General features: G+C 60.3%; 14 protein-coding genes. 1 reads left to right on the top strand and 13 read right to left on the bottom strand.

The features are described from left to right. From P3G59_RS01225 to P3G59_RS01210, 4 genes are all read right to left on the bottom strand, one after another. On the bottom strand, window positions 1–2253 hold the full coding sequence (locus tag P3G59_RS01225) for a glycoside hydrolase (RefSeq protein WP_277760141.1): 2253 nt from the start codon (window positions 2251–2253) through the stop codon (window positions 1–3). Window positions 2254–2343: 90 nt separating this feature from the next. Then, window positions 2344–5409 carry an efflux RND transporter permease subunit gene (locus P3G59_RS01220; RefSeq protein ID WP_277760140.1) on the bottom strand — a complete coding sequence of 1022 codons (3066 nt, stop codon included), beginning with the start codon at window positions 5407–5409 and terminating at the stop codon, window positions 2344–2346. After that, window positions 5406–6470, bottom strand: a complete 1065-nt coding sequence (locus tag P3G59_RS01215) for an efflux RND transporter periplasmic adaptor subunit (RefSeq protein ID WP_277760139.1) — start codon at window positions 6468–6470, stop codon at window positions 5406–5408. Before P3G59_RS01215 ends, P3G59_RS01220 begins: the two co-directional genes overlap by 4 nt. Further along, the gene (locus P3G59_RS01210; RefSeq protein ID WP_277760138.1) at window positions 6467–7570 is read right to left on the bottom strand and encodes an efflux RND transporter periplasmic adaptor subunit; all 1104 of its coding nucleotides are present in this window, start codon (window positions 7568–7570) and stop codon (window positions 6467–6469) included. Before P3G59_RS01210 ends, P3G59_RS01215 begins: the two co-directional genes overlap by 4 nt. 201 nt (window positions 7571–7771) lie before the next feature. On the opposite strand from P3G59_RS01210, the gene P3G59_RS01205 reads away from it, so the two are divergent. Then, the gene (locus P3G59_RS01205; RefSeq protein ID WP_277760137.1) at window positions 7772–8968 is read left to right on the top strand and encodes an AAA family ATPase; all 1197 of its coding nucleotides are present in this window, start codon (window positions 7772–7774) and stop codon (window positions 8966–8968) included. Window positions 8969–9090: 122 nt separating this feature from the next. On the opposite strand, the gene P3G59_RS01200 is transcribed toward P3G59_RS01205, so the two are convergent. From P3G59_RS01200 to P3G59_RS01160, 9 genes are all read right to left on the bottom strand, one after another. Next, on the bottom strand, window positions 9091–9963 hold the full coding sequence (locus P3G59_RS01200) for a transporter substrate-binding domain-containing protein (protein WP_277760135.1): 873 nt from the start codon (window positions 9961–9963) through the stop codon (window positions 9091–9093). Beyond that, on the bottom strand, window positions 9960–10742 hold the full coding sequence (locus P3G59_RS01195) for an amino acid ABC transporter ATP-binding protein (RefSeq protein WP_102899624.1): 783 nt from the start codon (window positions 10740–10742) through the stop codon (window positions 9960–9962). Before P3G59_RS01195 ends, P3G59_RS01200 begins: the two co-directional genes overlap by 4 nt. Continuing rightward, window positions 10739–11398, bottom strand: coding sequence for an amino acid ABC transporter permease (locus tag P3G59_RS01190; protein WP_277760134.1), 660 nt, complete (start codon window positions 11396–11398; stop codon window positions 10739–10741). The genes P3G59_RS01195 and P3G59_RS01190 overlap by 4 nt, the downstream gene beginning before the upstream one ends. After that, a complete protein-coding gene (locus tag P3G59_RS01185) occupies window positions 11379–12044 on the bottom strand; it encodes an amino acid ABC transporter permease (protein WP_277760133.1) in 666 nt (221 codons plus the stop codon). The genes P3G59_RS01190 and P3G59_RS01185 overlap by 20 nt, the downstream gene beginning before the upstream one ends. Window positions 12045–12719: 675 nt before the next feature. Beyond that, window positions 12720–13517 (bottom strand): MetQ/NlpA family ABC transporter substrate-binding protein, encoded by a 798-nt coding sequence (locus tag P3G59_RS01180; protein ID WP_277760132.1) that lies wholly within the window; start codon window positions 13515–13517, stop codon window positions 12720–12722. Window positions 13518–13683: 166 nt separating this feature from the next. Beyond that, on the bottom strand, window positions 13684–14616 hold the full coding sequence (locus P3G59_RS01175) for a sigma 54-interacting transcriptional regulator (RefSeq protein ID WP_277760131.1): 933 nt from the start codon (window positions 14614–14616) through the stop codon (window positions 13684–13686). A 53-nt stretch (window positions 14617–14669) separates the two neighbouring features. Beyond that, the gene (locus P3G59_RS01170; RefSeq protein WP_277760130.1) at window positions 14670–15251 is read right to left on the bottom strand and encodes an alpha/beta hydrolase; all 582 of its coding nucleotides are present in this window, start codon (window positions 15249–15251) and stop codon (window positions 14670–14672) included. A gap of 383 nt (window positions 15252–15634) precedes the next feature. After that, the gene (locus P3G59_RS01165; protein WP_003220570.1) at window positions 15635–16036 is read right to left on the bottom strand and encodes a biopolymer transporter ExbD; all 402 of its coding nucleotides are present in this window, start codon (window positions 16034–16036) and stop codon (window positions 15635–15637) included. 1 nt (window position 16037) lies between these two features. Continuing rightward, a complete protein-coding gene (locus P3G59_RS01160) occupies window positions 16038–16763 on the bottom strand; it encodes a MotA/TolQ/ExbB proton channel family protein (RefSeq protein ID WP_277760129.1) in 726 nt (241 codons plus the stop codon). Window positions 16764–16808: the final 45 nt, after the last annotated feature.

Here is a 16808-nt window from a genome sequence, read left to right as displayed (position 1 = left end):
TCAGGGCGAAGCTTGCACCCGGTAGTGGCTGACGGACCCGTCGGGCGTCAGTACCGTGATGCTCTCACCGGGCAACGTCTGGCCGAGCACTGCACGCGCAGCCTGATCGAAATTGGCCAGCAGCCGGGTGCCGTCTGCAAAGGACGTCTGCTGCACCCGTCGATCCTCGCTCAGCCACTTGAAACCGGTCAGTGCCTGAGTGGCCAGGCGCTCATGCAGCGGGCGGAAGAACGCATCCTGACGCGCAATCAACGGCAGGCGTTGCGCCAGTGTCGCCGCACTCAGGTGATAGAGCGGCGGCACGTTGTAGAGCAACTGAGTCAGTTCGTTCTGCGCCCGTACATTGCTCAGTTTGAGACTGTCGTACAGCCAGTGATGGGTGGTGATCAGCGATCCGTGAAACACCGCCTGGTACAACGGTAAACGGCTGGCCGGATCAAAGTGAATTCGCCGGTACGGCTCTTTCATCGGCACAGGCTTGAAGAACACGGCCGGCTGCTCGGGCGGATACCATTTGCCGACGAAGTATTCGGAATCTACGTTTTTGCTCATATCAACGTCGCCCCAGCCGATGACGGGCGTCTGCATGCCATGGGCGAACAGCACGCCTTGCGCCGTCGTAGCGTTGCCGTCTTCAGAGCCGCTGGGCAGTTGCAGCACTTCGTTGATCCAGCGTGACGCCGCCACATTACCCTCGGCATTTTGCGCCTGGGTCATCGGTCGGGCGGGACGATAGCTGTCGAACAACATGCCCGTGGCGTAGGCATCGAGAAACCAGCTGTTGAAACCGCTGGCGGTGCTGATGGCCTTGACCCGCTCTTCCAGCAACGGACGTACGCAACGTGGGTCGGTGTAGTGTCCCGACTGCTGAAAACCACTCTTCATCACACCGTTTTCCAGCACGATGGCGCACTCGACGTAGGCCCTGTCGCCCAGATGCGCGGTGGTCCAGTCCGGGTTCTCGTCCCGGCTCAGCGCTGTTTCGTAAGAGTCATATGGCGCGAGCAGATACCCCGCCTTCACGCCCGCGCGACCCGCCTCCGGGTGCCAGAGTCCACCCTCCCAGCCTTCACCGAGCCCCAGCCACAAGCGTGACAACCCGGCGTTCTGCAAGCGCTCAATCGTGTCGAGCGACAAGCTGCCTCCCCAGCGCTCGGGGTCGGCAGTCAAGGCGCCGGCGAACTGCTCAGCCAGTTCCCTGCGCAGCGCTGCGTAACCGTTGACCAATGCCTGTACGTCCGGCACGGCGCGCGCTTGCCAGGTTTTACGCGCCTGAGTGTTCAGCGCACGGTTGAGGCCACGCAACAAAACGCTTTGCTGGTAGCGATTGAGCGCTGTTTCGCTGGCCAACAGTTGTGAGGCTTCACGATCCATGCCAGCACGCAGCGCACTGACCAGAGCGCTCTGGCCGCGCAACTTGCCGAGCAGCGCCGGCCAGTTTTGCACGTCTTTTTGCCCCAGCAGATCGTTGCCCCACAGGTAGACATGGCTGGCGCCCAGCAGCCTGGCGGCCTGCGGAGTTTTCTCGAGCTTGCCGGCAAGGGTTTCGTAACGGCCCTTATCGATCAGCCATTGCCGGTAGCGTTTGGCGCCCGCCAACGGTTCGGCTTCCCCCAGAAACAGGCTGAACGTCAGCGGCGTCGAAGGCGTGAGTGAGGTAAATCGATGCCGCGCCGACAACGCCAGCGTGTCGCCATCAGCGCTGAACAGCAGTTGATTGTTGTAGGGATTGCTCAGCAACCAGTTGAGACTGAACCCGTCGTGCTCGACACCCCACAGCGGCAGGCTCAGATCCTGGGTGCTGTTGAGCGGCCCCTGATGCAACAGAAACGCCCGCCAGACCGGATCGCCACGCGGCACGTAATGCCCTTCGGCCATGGGCCAGATCAGGCCTTTGCCCATGGCACTGCCAGGCTGGTGCAAGAACTCAAGCTCGCCGGGTTCACGGGCGCTGATCGAGAAGGACAGATCACGCTGATCGAGATCAACACTGAGACGCCAGGCGCCATCGTCCCATTGCCACTCGAGATGGCTGCCACGCTGAATCAGGTGACTGACCTTGTGTGCTGCAGCACCTGCCGAGGCCTGCACGGTCGCGCCGTTGGCCGCGGTGACTTGCACTGCGAGGGTCGCAGGGTCGATCTGCACCCGCCACAGCGCATTCTGCAAAAATGTCTCGGCCAGCGAAGAGGGCGACAGGCCCAGGCCGAGTATCAGCAGCAGTTGGCGCAGCCAGCAAGCGACAGTCGACATCGGGCGTCCCTCCTCCAAACGGAGGAAGGACGGTAACGCAATCGACCGGGGTTGTAAGTCAGACCGTTCCCAAAGGTGTAACGGGAGCAATCAGTGGCTCGCTGACGATGAGTCTTTCTTCGGCTCGCGAATCTTGTACCAGGCCACATACAGCGCCGGCAGAAACAGCAGCGTCAGCAACGTCGCGATCACGATCCCACCGATCATCGCGTAGGCCATCGGGCCCCAGAACACTTCGCGAGCAATCGGGATCATGCCCATGCTGGCTGCCGCGGCGGTCAGCAGAATCGGTCGGCGTCGATGCTCGGTGGCTTCCACCACCGCGTCCCACGGCGCGTAGCCCTTCTGCTCGAACTCATCGATCTGCGTCACGAGGATCACCGAGTTGCGGATGATGATGCCGATCAGCGCCAGAATCCCGAGGATCGCCACGAAGCCCATCGGCGTCCCGGTCGGCACCAGCGCCAGCACCACGCCGATCAGGCCCAGCGGCGCGACACTGGCCACCAGGAACATCTTCTGCACACTGTGCAGCTGGATCATCAGGAACGTCGCCATCAGAAACAACATCAACGGCAGCACCTTGGCAATCGGCCCTTGGGCTTTGCCGCTCTCCTCGACCGTACCGCCGGTGGCGACTTTGTAGCCGACCGGCAGTTTTTCGGCGAACGCATCGATGGACGGCTTCAACAGTTTCACCAGGTCGGTCGGCTGGATCTCGTCGCGCACCGAGGCCTTGATGGTGATGGTCGGCAAGCGGTCGCGACGCCACACCAGCGGTTGCTCCAGTTCATAACGCACGGTAGCGAACGCCAGCAGCGGAATCGACGTACCGCCGGGCGTGACGATTTGCAGGTTTTGCAGGGTTTCCGGCGTACCGCGTTCGGAATCCACTGCGCGACCGACGACGTTGATCAGATAGATATCGTCATCGACCTGGGTCAACGGCGAGCCGCTGACAATGCTGTTCATCAGGTTCGCCACGTCTTCGGACGACAGCCCGAGCTGGCGCGCCTTGTCCTGGGCGATGTCGATGCGCAGGACTTTGCCCGGCTCGTTCCAGTCGTAAATGATCTCGCCGATGTGCGGGTTCTTGTCCAGTTCGGTGGCGAGGTCGATGGCGTGCTTGCGCACCTGATCGATGTCCTTGCCGCTGACCCGGTACTGGATCGGGCGCCCCACCGGCGGGCCCATTTCCAGCGCCTGCACGTAACTGCCGATGCCGACGAAATCTTTGTGCAAACGCTCACGCAGACGCTGGCTCAACGCTTCGCGGGCCTCGAAGTCTTTGCTGACGATGACCAGTTGCGCGTAGTACGGATTCTGCAATTGTTGGTCGAGAGGCAGGTAGAAACGGATCGCGCCCTGACCGATGTAAGTGCTCCAGCGCACGATGTCCGGGTCACCCTTGAGCGATTCTTCAAGCTTGTCGACGGCCTTGCGGGTTTCATCGATAGAGGCGTTTTGCGGCAGGTTGAGGTCGACCAGAATTTCCGGGCGATCCGAGGACGGGAAGAACTGGTTCTGCACAAAACGCATGCAAAACACCGCCAGCACAAAGCACACAACCGTAATGCCGATCGCCCACCAGCGGTTGCGCATCGACCACAACAAACCATGGTTGAACGCACGACCGACGCGGCCGGGCTCGGCGGCATGGGGTTTCACGTTGGCGCTGAGAATGTGCACGCCGATCACCGGCGCAAAGAACACCGCCACCACCCACGACACCAGCATCGCCACCGCAATCACCGCGAACAGGGTGAAGGTGTACTCACCGGCAGAACTGGCGTTGAGGCCGATAGGGACGAAACCGGCCACGGTCACCAGCGTACCGGTGAGCATCGGGAACGCCGTCGAGGTGTAGGCGAACGTCGCCGCCTGCTCCCGGGTCTCGCCCATTTCCAGGCGCGTGACCATCATTTCCACGGTGATCATCGCGTCGTCGACCAACAGGCCGAGGGCGATGATCAGCGCACCCAGGGAAATCCGCTGCATGGTGATGCCGCTGTATTCCATGAACACAAACACCATCGCCAGCACCAGCGGAATCGAGCACGCCACCACCAGACCGGCGCGCACGCCAAGGCTGATGAAGCTCACCACCAGGACGATGATCACCGCTTCGAACAAGGCACTGGTGAAGCCGCCAACGGCCTCTTCCACCACCACGGCCTGATCGGACACCGTGTGCACGCCGACGCCTACCGGCAGATCGGCGGTGAGCTGGTCGATACGCGCATGCAGGGCTTTACCGAACTCCTGAACGTTGCCGCCCTTTTGCATGGCAATCGCCAGACCGATGGCCGGTTTGCCGTCGAAGCGGAACTCCGGGGTGGCCGGGTCGACGTAACCACGGCTGATGTCGGCGATATCGGCCAGACGATAGAAGCGGTCATTGAGTTTGAGATTGACCTCGGCCAGATCCTTCTCCGAAGCGAACTGCCCGGAGGTGCGCACGGAAATGCGCTCCGGCCCGGCCTCGATCACCCCGGCCGGCGTCACCGCGTTCTGCGATTGCAGGCTCTGCACCACTTGGCGCTGATCAATGCCCAGCGCCGCCAGTTTGCGCGTGGAGAAGTTCAGGTAAATCACTTCGTCCTGCTGGCCGACCATCTCGATCTTGCCCAGACCGGGCACATTGCGGATCTCGGCCCGCGCCTGTTCCACGTAATCGCGCAACTGGCGCATGGTCAGGCCGTCGGCAGTAAACGCATACACCGAGCCGTAGACGTCACCGAACTCATCGTTGAATCCCGGCCCTTGAATCCCCTGGGGAAACTGCCCACGAATGTCATCGATCTTCTTGCGCACCTGATACCAGATTTGCGGGATGTCCTTGGCACTGGTGGTGTCGCGCAGGTACACGTACACCGTCGACTCGCCTGGGCGCGTGTAGCTTTTCACGTAGTCGAGCGAGTCGAGTTCTTCGAGTTTTTTCTCGATGCGGTCGGTGACCTGCTTGAGGGTTTCTTCCTGGGTCGCGCCCGGCCATTTGCTCTGGATCACCATGGTCTTGATGGTGAATGACGGGTCTTCTTCACGGCCCAGATTGAAATAGGAAAAGACGCCCATCAGCAGGGCAACGAACATCAGATACCAGACGAACGACTGATGCTTGAGGGCCCATTCGGAGAGGTTGAAAGAGCCTTTCATTGACTGTCCTCGTCAAGTTTCACGGATTGTCCGGGTTTGAGGCTGTTGACGCCGGCACTGACCACGCGCTCGCCATTTTTCACGCCTCCGGCCAGCACCACCGTGCTGTCGCTGCGGCTGACGACGTTGACGTCGCGCGGGTTGACGGTTTTGCTTGGGGTGTCGATCACCCAGATCCGCGTTTTGCCATCGACCTCTTGCAACGCTGTCGCGGGCAATTCGAGCCGTGGCTTGATCGCCGAACTGAGGGTCACGCTGATCGCCGTGCCGAGGCGAAACCCCGGCGGCGTATCCGCCAGGGTCAGGCGCGCACGCCGGGTGCGCGTCGCGCTTTGTGCCTGCGGTTCGATTTCGCGGATGACCGCCGTGGTGTTGATGCTCGGATCGAGTTGCGCAGCGACCAGAAACACCACGTCACGGGGGATCTGGTCAACGAGGGTGTCGGGCAGATCGATCACCGCTTCCTTGATGTCCGGTTGTGCCAGCGTCACCACCTGCTGGCCGGCGGTGACCACTTGCCCGGCTTCGGCATTCCACGCGGTGACCACGGCTTTGTGGTCAGAGCGCAGCTCGGTATAGCCAAGTTGATCCTTGCTCTGGTTGACCGCCGCCCGCGCCTGCTCCAGCGAGGCCTGGGTGGTTTTCAGATCCGTGGTGGCGATGTCCAGTTGCGCCTGCGCGCCGACCCCGCGATCAAACAGGGCCTGCTGACGCCGGGCATTGGCCTGGGCATTGATCAGTTGCGCCTGAACCTTGGCCAGATCGCCTTGGGCCGAGCGTAATTGGTTCTGCTGGTCGGAAGGGTCGAGGGTGGCGAGCAACGTGCCTTTATCGACCTCGGTACCGACATCGACGTTACGACTGGCGATGCGCCCGCCGACACGGAAGCCGGTGTTGCTCTCGTAGCGCGCCTGAATGCTGCCGGCGAAACGCCCGAGGGTTTCCTCGTTCAGCGCCTGAACCTTGATCGACAGCACAGGGCGCACAGGCTCGAGCGGCGGTTCTTTCTTCGAGCACGCGACCAACGACACTGCAACGGCTAACAGCCATAGAGGCTTCATGGCTGAGCTCCCGGTTGCAGGTCTTTGTAGGTGTTTTCGGCAATCTCGACTTTCATGCCCGGGTGCAATAACTGCCCGCCAGCGACGATGACTTTTTCGCCGCCCTTGAGGCCTTCGCTGATGATCACTTTGCCGGTCAGGTAACGGCCGACCGTAACGCTGTGCAATTGCGCCAGCCCCTGCTCATCGACCATCCACACGGCCGGGTCGCTGACGTTTTTGGTCAGCGCCGACCATGGCAGCTCGACCGCCGATTTGCCGCTGCCTTTGGCGGTGGCGCTGACCACCGAGCCGAGCTGCATGCCCGGCGGCAGTTTGTCGAGGGTGACTTTGACTTGCACGGTGCCGGACTGCGCCGACACCGCCGGGGTGACTTCTCGCACGGTGCCGGTGGTTTTGATATTGGGATTGTCGAGCAGGCTGACGGTGATTTTGTTATCCGTAGGCCGCTCGGCCAGCAGCGATTCGTACACGTTGAAGACTGCGTCGCGGTCACCGTCACGGGCCAGTTTGAACATCGGCGCCGTGGCCTGCACCACTTGGCCGACCTCGGCCTGGCGCTCGGTGATGATCCCGGGGGCGTCGGCAATCAACGAGGTGTAACTCAGTTGATCCTTGGCATTGGCCAGTTGCGCCTGCGCCGCGCTCAACGCGCTCTGGCTGCTGCGCAACGCCGCCTGCGCGGAATCATATTCGCTCTGACTGGTGTAACCCTTGGGCAACAGTTTTTGCTGGCGCACGAACGCCGCCGCAGTCTGCGTGACCCGCGCCTGTTCGGCGACGACTTGGGCCTGGGCGGAGTCGACGTTGGTCTGCAAATCCTTGGGGTCGAGTTTGGCCAGTACTTGTCTGGCGGTCACGCGATCACCGACATCGACCATACGCTGGATGATCTTGCCGCCAACGCGAAACGACAACTCAGTCTGCACGCGCGCCTGCACGTCACCGGTGAGGGTCACGGCTGCCGCGTAGTCCGCGGGTTTGACCTCTTGTACAAAAACCCGTGGCAGGTACTCCGAGGGGGCTTTTTTCTCGCCGCAAGCGGTCACCAAAGTGAGCAGACTCAGCACGACCGCTGTTTTCAAACCGGGACTCGCCATGCAGACTCCTTCCTGTGTACGAACGTGCAAGTGACGATACGACTGTGAGCTTAGAACAGGGTTCAACGTTCGCTCGCGCGAACCAGCACATTTCCCCTGTAGGAGCTGCCGCAGGCTGCGATCTTTGCTTTTAAAGCTCAAGATCAAAAGATCGCAGCCTGCGGCAGCTCCTACAATGGTCGCCTCAAGAGAAGGAATTTCATGCTCAAGACCCTCGCGGTGGCCAATTACCGCTCGATCAATAAATTGGTGATCCCGCTGGGTCGGCTGAACCTGATCACCGGCCCCAACGGCAGTGGCAAGTCCAACCTCTACCGTGCCTTGCGCCTGCTGGCCGAGACCGCGCAGGGCGGCGTGGTCAATGCGCTGGCCCGCGAGGGCGGGCTGGATTCGACGTTCTGGGCCGGGCCGGAGACCATCAGCCGGCGCATGCGCAACGGCGAAGTAGCCATCGAGCCGACCGTGCGCCAAGGCGTGAAGCGTTTGCGCCTGGGGTTTGCCGGGGAAGATTTCAGCTATTCGATCAGCCTCGGCCTGCCCGATTCCAACGGGCACTTCATGCTACCCGAGCATTCGCGGCCGATCCCTTCGCGCTTCAGCCTCGACCCGCAGATCAAGCGCGAATGCATCTGGGCCGGCGCACTTTACCGTCCCGCCAGCCTGCTGGTGGATCGTGACGGTCCGATGATCCGCGCACGCGCCGAGCGCAGCTGGGATGTGCTGGCGCAACACACACCGAATTTCGACAGCCTGTTCGATCAGGTCGGCAGCCTGCGCAATTCGCCGGAAGTCTTCCAGATGCGCGAGTTCATTCGCCGCTGGCGCTTCTACGATCACTTTCGCAGCGATGCCGATGCACCAGTGCGCCAGCCGCAACTGGGCACGCGCACGCCGGTGCTGCATCACGATGGTCGCGATCTGGCGGCGGCCTTGCAGACCATCATTGAAATTGGCAATCCCGAGGCTTTGCAGACGGCGGTCAGCGATGCGTTTCCCGGCGCGCGACTGAACATCGAGCCATTGGCCGGTGGACGCTTTGCTATCGAGTTTTATCAGGAAGGGTTGCTGCGACCGCTGTCCGCCGCCGAGTTGTCGGACGGCACGTTGCGTTATCTGCTGCTGATTGCAGCTTTGCTGACGCCTCGGCCGCCCTCGTTGATGGTGCTCAACGAACCGGAAACCAGCCTGCACCCGGATCTTTTGCCGGCATTGGCGCGGTTGATCATTCGGGCCTCGGAGGACTGTCAGGTGTGGGTGGTGTCCCATGCGCGGCGGTTGATTTCGGCGTTGCAGGAAGACCCGGAGTGCAATTGCATCGTGCTGGAGAAAACCCTCGGGCAGACCGGAATTGTCGGGCAGCGGGTGCTGGATGAGCCGGCGTGGAACTGGCCTGACTGACGGCCCACTGATCGTTCCCACGCTCTGCGTGGGAATGCAGCCCGTGACGCTCCGCGTCACTGGACGCGGAGCGTCCCCAGAGGCATTCCCACGCGGAGCATGGGAACGATCAGTTCAGGCAATCACCCCTGCCACTTGCCGCCTTCAACAATCACGCTCTCAGGCTTGGTGTCATCGCTCAGCTCTTTGCGCACGTATTGGTCATACAGCTTGAGCAGATACTTTTCCTCACCCAGCTTGGTCAGCTCGGTATTCACCCAGTCACGCAGCTCGATATTGCCCTTCTTCACCGCCGGAGCAATCGGTGCTTCTGCACCCAATTTGTCATCCAGCACGCGATAGCCCGGGTTCTGCTTGGCCCAGCTGAACAGCACCAGGTTGTCCTGTGCATAAGCATCGCCACGACCATTGGCCAGGGCTTGCAGCGACTCGGAGTTTTTCTCGAATTTCAGCAGTTTCCAGTCCGGGTGATTCTTGGTCAGCCAAATATCGGCAGTGGTGCCGGTAGTGACGATGGTGGTGCGGGTCGCCAGGTCATCAAGGTTTTTCACCGCGCTGCTCTGCGGCACCAGCGCCTGCACTGCAACCTTGAGGTTCGGGTTGGTGAATTCCACCGCTTCCTTGCGCTCCGGGGTCACGGTCATGTTGGCAAGGATCAGGTCGACCTTGTCGCTTTGCAGGAACGGAATACGGCTCGCCGGCTCGACGGCCACGAACTCGACCTTGTTTTCATCGCCGAGCAGATCCTTGGCGAAACGTCGACCGATGTCGGTGTCGAAGCCGACGTAGCGCCCGGCTTCGTCGACAAAACCGAATGGCGGTTTATCCGTAAAGACGCCAACGATCAGTTTGTCGCGGGCCTTGATCTTGTCCAGATAACCGGCCGGCGCGGTGCTTTCGCTGGCAACCTTCGGCTTTGGCGGTTCTTCGGTTTTGCTGCAACCGGCAAGCAGTGCAAGGCTGAGCAAGGGCAGTAAAAAAGCGGCAGTTTTCATAACAGTTCCAGTTCCTTTGTCGGATTCGTTTTTGGCAGTGTTGCAACGAAGGAGAACTTCTCCAGAAACTGCTGCGCGCGTGCGGTTTGCGGGTTCGTAAAGAAAATCTCGGGCGGGTTCTGTTCAAGGATGCGCCCGGCATCCATGAACACGATGCGGTCGGCCACCGCGCGGGCGAAGGCCATTTCGTGGGTGACGATCAGCAGAGTCATGCCTTCGCGGGCCAGGCCCTGAATGACCTGCAAGACTTCCTTGACCATCTCCGGATCGAGGGCGGCGGTGACTTCATCGAAGAGCATCACGCGCGGGTTCATGCACAGCGAGCGGACGATAGCGATGCGTTGTTGCTGGCCACCGGAGAGCTGACGCGGGAAGGCATCGCGCTTGTCCGCCAGGCCAACGCGTTCGAGCAACGCTTCGGCTTGCTGCTGCGCTTCGCGGCGCTGGCGCTTCTGCACTTTGAGCGGACCGAGCAGCAGGTTGTCGAGCACGCTCATGTGCGGGAACAGGTGATAACTCTGGAACACCATGCCGATCTGCTGACGGATCTCGCGCCAGTCGGTGGCCTTGTCCAGCAGCTCACGTCCGAGAAATTTCAGGCTGCCGCTGTGGGCCTCTTCCAGACCGTTGAGGCACCGCAGCAAAGTGCTTTTGCCGCAACCGCTGGGGCCGAGTATGACGATCACTTCGCCGCTCTGCACCTGCAGGTCGATGCCGTTAAGCACCTGCTGTTCGCCATAGAATTTGTTGAAACCGTGAAACTCGATCAATGCGCTCATGCTTGCGTCCAGCGCCGCTCCAGCACGCGCGAGGCGGCCGAAAGCGGGTAGCAGATGAAAAAGAAAAACAGGAACAACGCGCCGTAGATCAGCACCGATTCGTAGGTGCGCTCGATGATCTGCTGGCCGACCTTGATCACGTCAACCACACCGATCAGCACCGCCAGTGAGCTGGTCTTGATGATCCGCGTGTAGACATTGATGGTCGGCGGCGTCATGCGTTTAAGCGCTTGCGGCAACAGCACGTAACCGTAGAGTTGCGCGGCGTTCAGACCGATCGACAGCCCCGCTTCACGCTGCCCGCGCGGCAACGAATGCAGTGCACCGCGCGCCACTTCGCCAACTTCGCTGGCGCCCCACAACGACAGCACCAGCACCGCGCACCAGAAACTCGGCGGGCTCAGACCAAAGAAAATCGGCAGGCCGAAGAACAGCAGGTACAGCCAGACCAGCACCGGGATCGCCCGGAACAGTTCCAGATAGACCCGCAGGATCGCGTTCAGCCACGTCACACTGAGCGTGCGCAACACGCCGTAGAGCACGCCACCGACGGTGCTGATGGCGATGCTCAGAAACGAGATCGACAAGGTTTGCCCGGCGCCCCTGGCCAATTGCGGCAACGACACCCAGAGCAACTCAAGACCCGAACTGGCCATGCTGGAGCCTCCTTTCCAGACGGCTGAGCAGCAGCGACAACGGCAAGAACAACAGCACGCAGATCAGCGTCAGCACGGCGAGCATTTCGTAGGTTTTGTAATAAAGCGCGATGTAGCTTTTGGTCGTGTAGAGAATTTCCGGCACCGCCACCGCCGAGACCACGGTGGTTTCCTTGAGCAGGAAAATGAAATTGGCGAACAGCGACGGCAGGCTGAGGATCCCCGCTTGCGGCAGGATCACATAGCGCAATAGTTGGCCGTGAGAGAGGCCGATGGAGCGCCCCGACTCCAGTTGCGCCTGCGGCACGGCATCGACGCCGGCGCGCAGCACTTCGGTGAGGTAGGCGCCGCCGAGGAAGGTCATGGTGATAATCGCGGCGGTGAAGCCGGAGACTTTGATCCCCAGCGTCGGCAAAGCGAAGTAAACGAAGAACAACTGGATCAGCAGCGGTGTGTTGCGCGCCAGTTCCACATACAGGCCGACCAGTTTTTGCAGGTACGGCGTGCGAAACACCAGAATCGTCGCGTTGAGCAGCGCCACCAACAGCGAGGTGCCGATGGCGATGAATCCGACCTGCAGCGTCACGCCCACGGCTTTGAGAAACGCCGGCAAGGTGCTGAGGATAAATGCGTAATCAAAAGTCATGAAACGTCCTGGACGCCGCTCGGTAAGCGACGGTGGTGCAGTCCATGGACAGCGGATGGCTGTCCGGCAAGCACCGACTTTATAGGTATAAAAACAAGAATTTAAATACCTTTAAAGCATATTGATATCACCCAAAAAACTATCCTGTGGGTTTGCCGGGAAGGAATAAGAAGGCTATTTTCCTTTGCGCTGTAGGACGGATCTTTTTTTCACGAAAGCCCTCCAAGGATGAACAGCTTTTGGCCAGACTCCCCCGGCCAAACCCATAACAAGGAAGAGAACATGGACGTAAAAGTGCCGCAGCGGCTGGATCCGCAGGAGATTTTGAAATTGCTGGTGGCGTTGAGGCGGGCGTTGAAAGCCACAGCGTAAATCAAAAGCCCCTCACCCCAGCCCTCCCGAAACGTCGGACCGACCTTAGGGAGAGGGGGCTGACCGAGTAGTATCGCGTTATGCGTCGACCTGACAGACCTAGTCGATTATGGATTCGCTACAGCCATATCACGTCGGCGTACCTCTACAGCATCCCCCTATAAGTCCGCTCTCCCTTTGGGCGGTCCGACGTTTCGGGAGGGTTAGGGTGAGGGGCTTTTCCAACGCACACACAAAAACGCCGATGACCATCACTGGCCATCGGCGTTTTCACACCTTGAAGGGGGTGGTTCAAGCGTCAGATCAGAACGCCGGCAATACCGCGCCGTTGTACTTCTTCTCGATGAACGCTTTGACTTCCGGGCTGGTCAGGGCAGCGGCCAGTTTCTTGATGGCGTCGCTGTTCTTGTTGTCCTCACGGGCCACCAGGAAGTTCACGTACGGCGAGTCAGCACCTTCGATCAGCAGGGCGTCCTTGGTCGGGTTCAACTTGGCTTCCAGCGCGTAGTTGGTGTTGATCATGTCCAGATCAACTTCCTTCAGAACGCGTGGCAGCAGGGCCGATTCCAGTTCCTTGAACTTGAAGTTGTGCGGGTTCTTGGCGATGTCTTTCGGCGTTGCCACAGCGTTTTTCGGGTCTTTCAATTCGATCAGGCCCGCCTTCTGCAGCAGGATCAGCGCACGACCGCTGTTGCTGCCTTCGTTCGGGATGGCGATGGTGGCGCCGTCCGGCAGTTCAGCCAGGGTCTTGTACTTGCTCGAGTAGCCACCGAACGGTTCAACGTGCACGCCCTGCACGGTCACCAGGTACTTGGACTTGTCGTCCTTGTATTTGCCGGCGTTGAAGCTGTCCAGGTACGGCTTGGTCTGGAAGTAGTTGGCGTCCAGACGCTTCTCGCCCACTTGTACGTTCGGCTGAACGTAGTCGGTGAACACCTTGATTTCCAGATCCACGCCTTCTTTGGCCAGGGTCGGTTTGATCAGCTCGAGAATTTCAGCGTGCGGTACCGGCGTTGCGGCAACCACCAGTTTTTCGCCAGCATTGGCCAGGGAAGCAGTCAGAGCAGCCGCCAATGCGGTAAACAACAGAACCTTTTTCATGCAGTGTCCTTATCGAAAATCACGGTCGTCATCGACGACGGCATTAATACGTGTGCCAGTGAAGTGATATCGCTGGCGTGAGGCGGACAATACCGGGATTTTTTATTCCCGGACAATAACGTTTATTCAGCTTCATATTCCATTTTGTTCATGTTGAACAGAACGGTTACAAACCCTCACTCAACCGAATCAGCAAATCTTTCAATGCCTTACGCTCATCTACGCTGCCGCCGATGTTGATTTGTGCAACCAGCCGTTCGATCTGCAGCTGCGGCCCAGACACCTCAGGCAGATTCAGGTGCTCCGGGAGAATCTCGTCGCCGGTACTCACCAGCAAGGCAAAGTGAATGACGTTTTCCAGCTCGCGGGTGTTGCCCGGCCAGCTGTGTTGTTCGAGCACATGTTGCGCGGCTTCGCTGATCAGCGGCACGGGCAAGTCGAGGCGCTGGCTATAAATGCCGAGGAAATATTCGGCCAGCGAAAGAATGTCGCCGATGCGCGCGCGCAAGGCGGGCAGCTCCAGTTGCCCTTCGCTCAAGTAGTGATAGAGCCGCTCGTGGAATTTCCCCGCGTCCACTGCTTGCGCCAGATCGATGCTGGTCGCCGCGACCAGGCGCACATCCACCGGGCTCGGCTGAGGCGCACCGACACGGGTGACTTCGTGGTTTTCCAGCGCCGCCAGCAGTTTGATCTGGATCGGCAGCGGCAAGTCGCCGATTTCATCCAGGTACAAGGTGCCGCCATTGGCCGAACCGAACCATCCGGCGCGACTGCTCGCCGAACCGCTGTAGGTGCCGGCGGCATAGCCGAACAGTTCTGCATCGGCGTAGGTCGGGCTGATGGCGCCGCAATTGACAGAGACGAACAGACCACTGCGATCACTGGCGCGATGGATGTGCCGGGCGAGCAGTTCCTTGCCGGTACCGGTCTCGCCGCGGATCAACACCGAGACCGATCGTGGTGCCAATTGCTCAAGCTCTTCGCGCAACTGACGCGAGCGCGGATCGACAAACACCAGCGCTTTGGCGCGAATGCTCAGGGGGCTTTTTTCTGCATCGGGAAAGGTCAGCAACGGCTGACCGAACGTTTCGAAACTCATGGCAGACTCCCGCCCAAAACCGCCGGGAGACGGGGGCGTTGAAAGAAATAAAATCAGGCGCGGCGGCGGGCGTGGTGTTCCATGCGGTTTTGCAGGCGATAGAGATAGGCAAAACCCTGCTCCCAGCGCTGATGCCCGGATTTGACGTTGATGTGCCCGGCACCGGCGAGAATCCCCGCCTCGGCGCCCCAGTTGCGCGCCAGTTCGAGCGCTCGCGGCGCACTGACGGCAGCATCGTTATCGGAGCTGACCACCTGGCTCGGGAACGGCAGCAGATCCGTTGGAATCGGTGCAAAGTTGCGCAGGGCGGGCGCGCAGGCCGGACGCTCGACATCCGCTGGCGCGACCAGCAAGGCGCCGCGGACCTGACGCAGGTATTGCAGCGGCGCAGTGGCCGCCCAATGGGCAACCGTGACGCAGCCGAGGCTATGGGCGATCAGGATAACGGGCGTGCTGTCGGCGGCAATCGCCTCGGCCAGCGCCGCGACCCAGTCTTCCCGGCGCGGCGTCAGCCAATCGGCCTGCTCGACCCGTGCACTGTTTGGCAGGCTGTTCTGCCAGTGGGTTTGCCAATGATCTTCTGGCGATCCTTGCCAGCCCGGCACAATCAGGTAGCGGATTGATTCGTTGCGCATGGGGAGCTCTCCTGCGTCGTGTCTGTTCCTGAACGAGTATAGGGAGGGGATTTATATTCGTTAAGGAATAAGAAGCTATTTATTAAGACCTGAAATGAATATGCGATTTGTGCATGGCTTGAAATCTTTTCCCCCTCACCCCAGCCCTCTCCCCCAAGGGGGCGAGGGGGAAAAGGGAGCCGATCTATGTGGTTTTCAGATTTGGAGTTCGACCGGGTATTTTCAGGTCGGCGTAATTCGTGAGAACAACCCTATCAGTCCCCTCTCCCTCTGGGCGGTCCGACGTTTCGGGAGGGCTAGGGTGAGGGGCTTTTCCATATGCCAGAAATAAAAAAAGGGCCGCACCCTGCCAAGGAGACGGCCCCGGAAAAACGTAAATCCTGTTACCGCGCAGTTATCACCGACAATTTGGTAATCCCCGCCCGCTCGATCGAAGCCATCGCTCGCGCCACTTCGCCGTAGTTCACCCCGTCATCCGCCTGCAATTGCACGCGCACTTCCGGGTCCTTGGCTTTGGCCGACTTAAGGTTGAATTCCAGCAAGTCCGGCTGAATCTCGTCCTTATTGATAAACAGCTTGCCGGCGCCGTCGATGCTCACCACCAGCGGATCCTTCTGCTCAACCGGCGCCACCGCTTCGGTCTTCGGCAGGTTGATCGGGATCGCGTTGGTCAGCAGCGGCGCGGTGACGATAAACACCACCAGCAGCACCAGCATCACGTCCACCAGCGGTGTCACGTTGATCTCGCTGAGCACCTCGTCACTGTCTTGCGTGGAGAAGGCCATATCAGGACGCCTCCTTCACTTTTGTCGCGTTGCCCTGCGCTGCAACCTTGTGCGCACTCGGGTGAATCAACACGCGGAAGGAGCTCTTCTGCGCCAGGCTGTAGAAGTCGTGGGCAAAGTCATCCAGATCCGCCGCGGTCAGTTTCAACCGACGCAAAAAGTAGTTGTAAACCAGCACCGCCGGCACCGCGACGGCGATCCCCACACCCGTGGCGACCAGTGCTGCACCGATCGGACCGGCCACCGTTTCCAGGCTCGCCGAGCCAGCCGCGCTGATTCCTTTCAACGCCTCCATGATTCCCCATACCGTGCCGAACAAACCAATGAACGGCGACGTACTGCCGATACTGGCGACCACTGCCAGGCCTGTTTCCAGCGAACGGCGTTCGCGGACAATTTGCTGACGCAGGGCGCGCTCCAGTCGATCCTGATGGTTGATCGCCTGGCTCAAATCATTGGCCTGTGGCGCCTCGCCCACCTGAATCGCCGCGTAGCCGGCCTGTGCCACCCGGGCCGCAGCGCCGGGTTGGGTCTCGCTCAATTCAGCGGCTGAATCCAGACTCGACGCCGCCCAGAAACGTTTATGAAAACGGCGATCCTGCGCCTTCAGACGACCGAACTGCACAGCCTTGAGCAATGCCAGCCCCCAGGTGGCGACGGAAAAAACCACCAGCAGCCAGATCACCGCGCTTTCGATGGATTCCAGTGGAGATGCCAGTAACGTCATGATGTATTCCCTCGTGTAAACATTTCGCGCGAATTTGGTTTCGGT

This window comes from Pseudomonas sp. A34-9 (assembly GCF_029543085.1).
GTDB lineage: Bacteria > Pseudomonadota > Gammaproteobacteria > Pseudomonadales > Pseudomonadaceae > Aquipseudomonas.
This window is presented reverse-complemented; position numbering and strand designations above follow the sequence as displayed.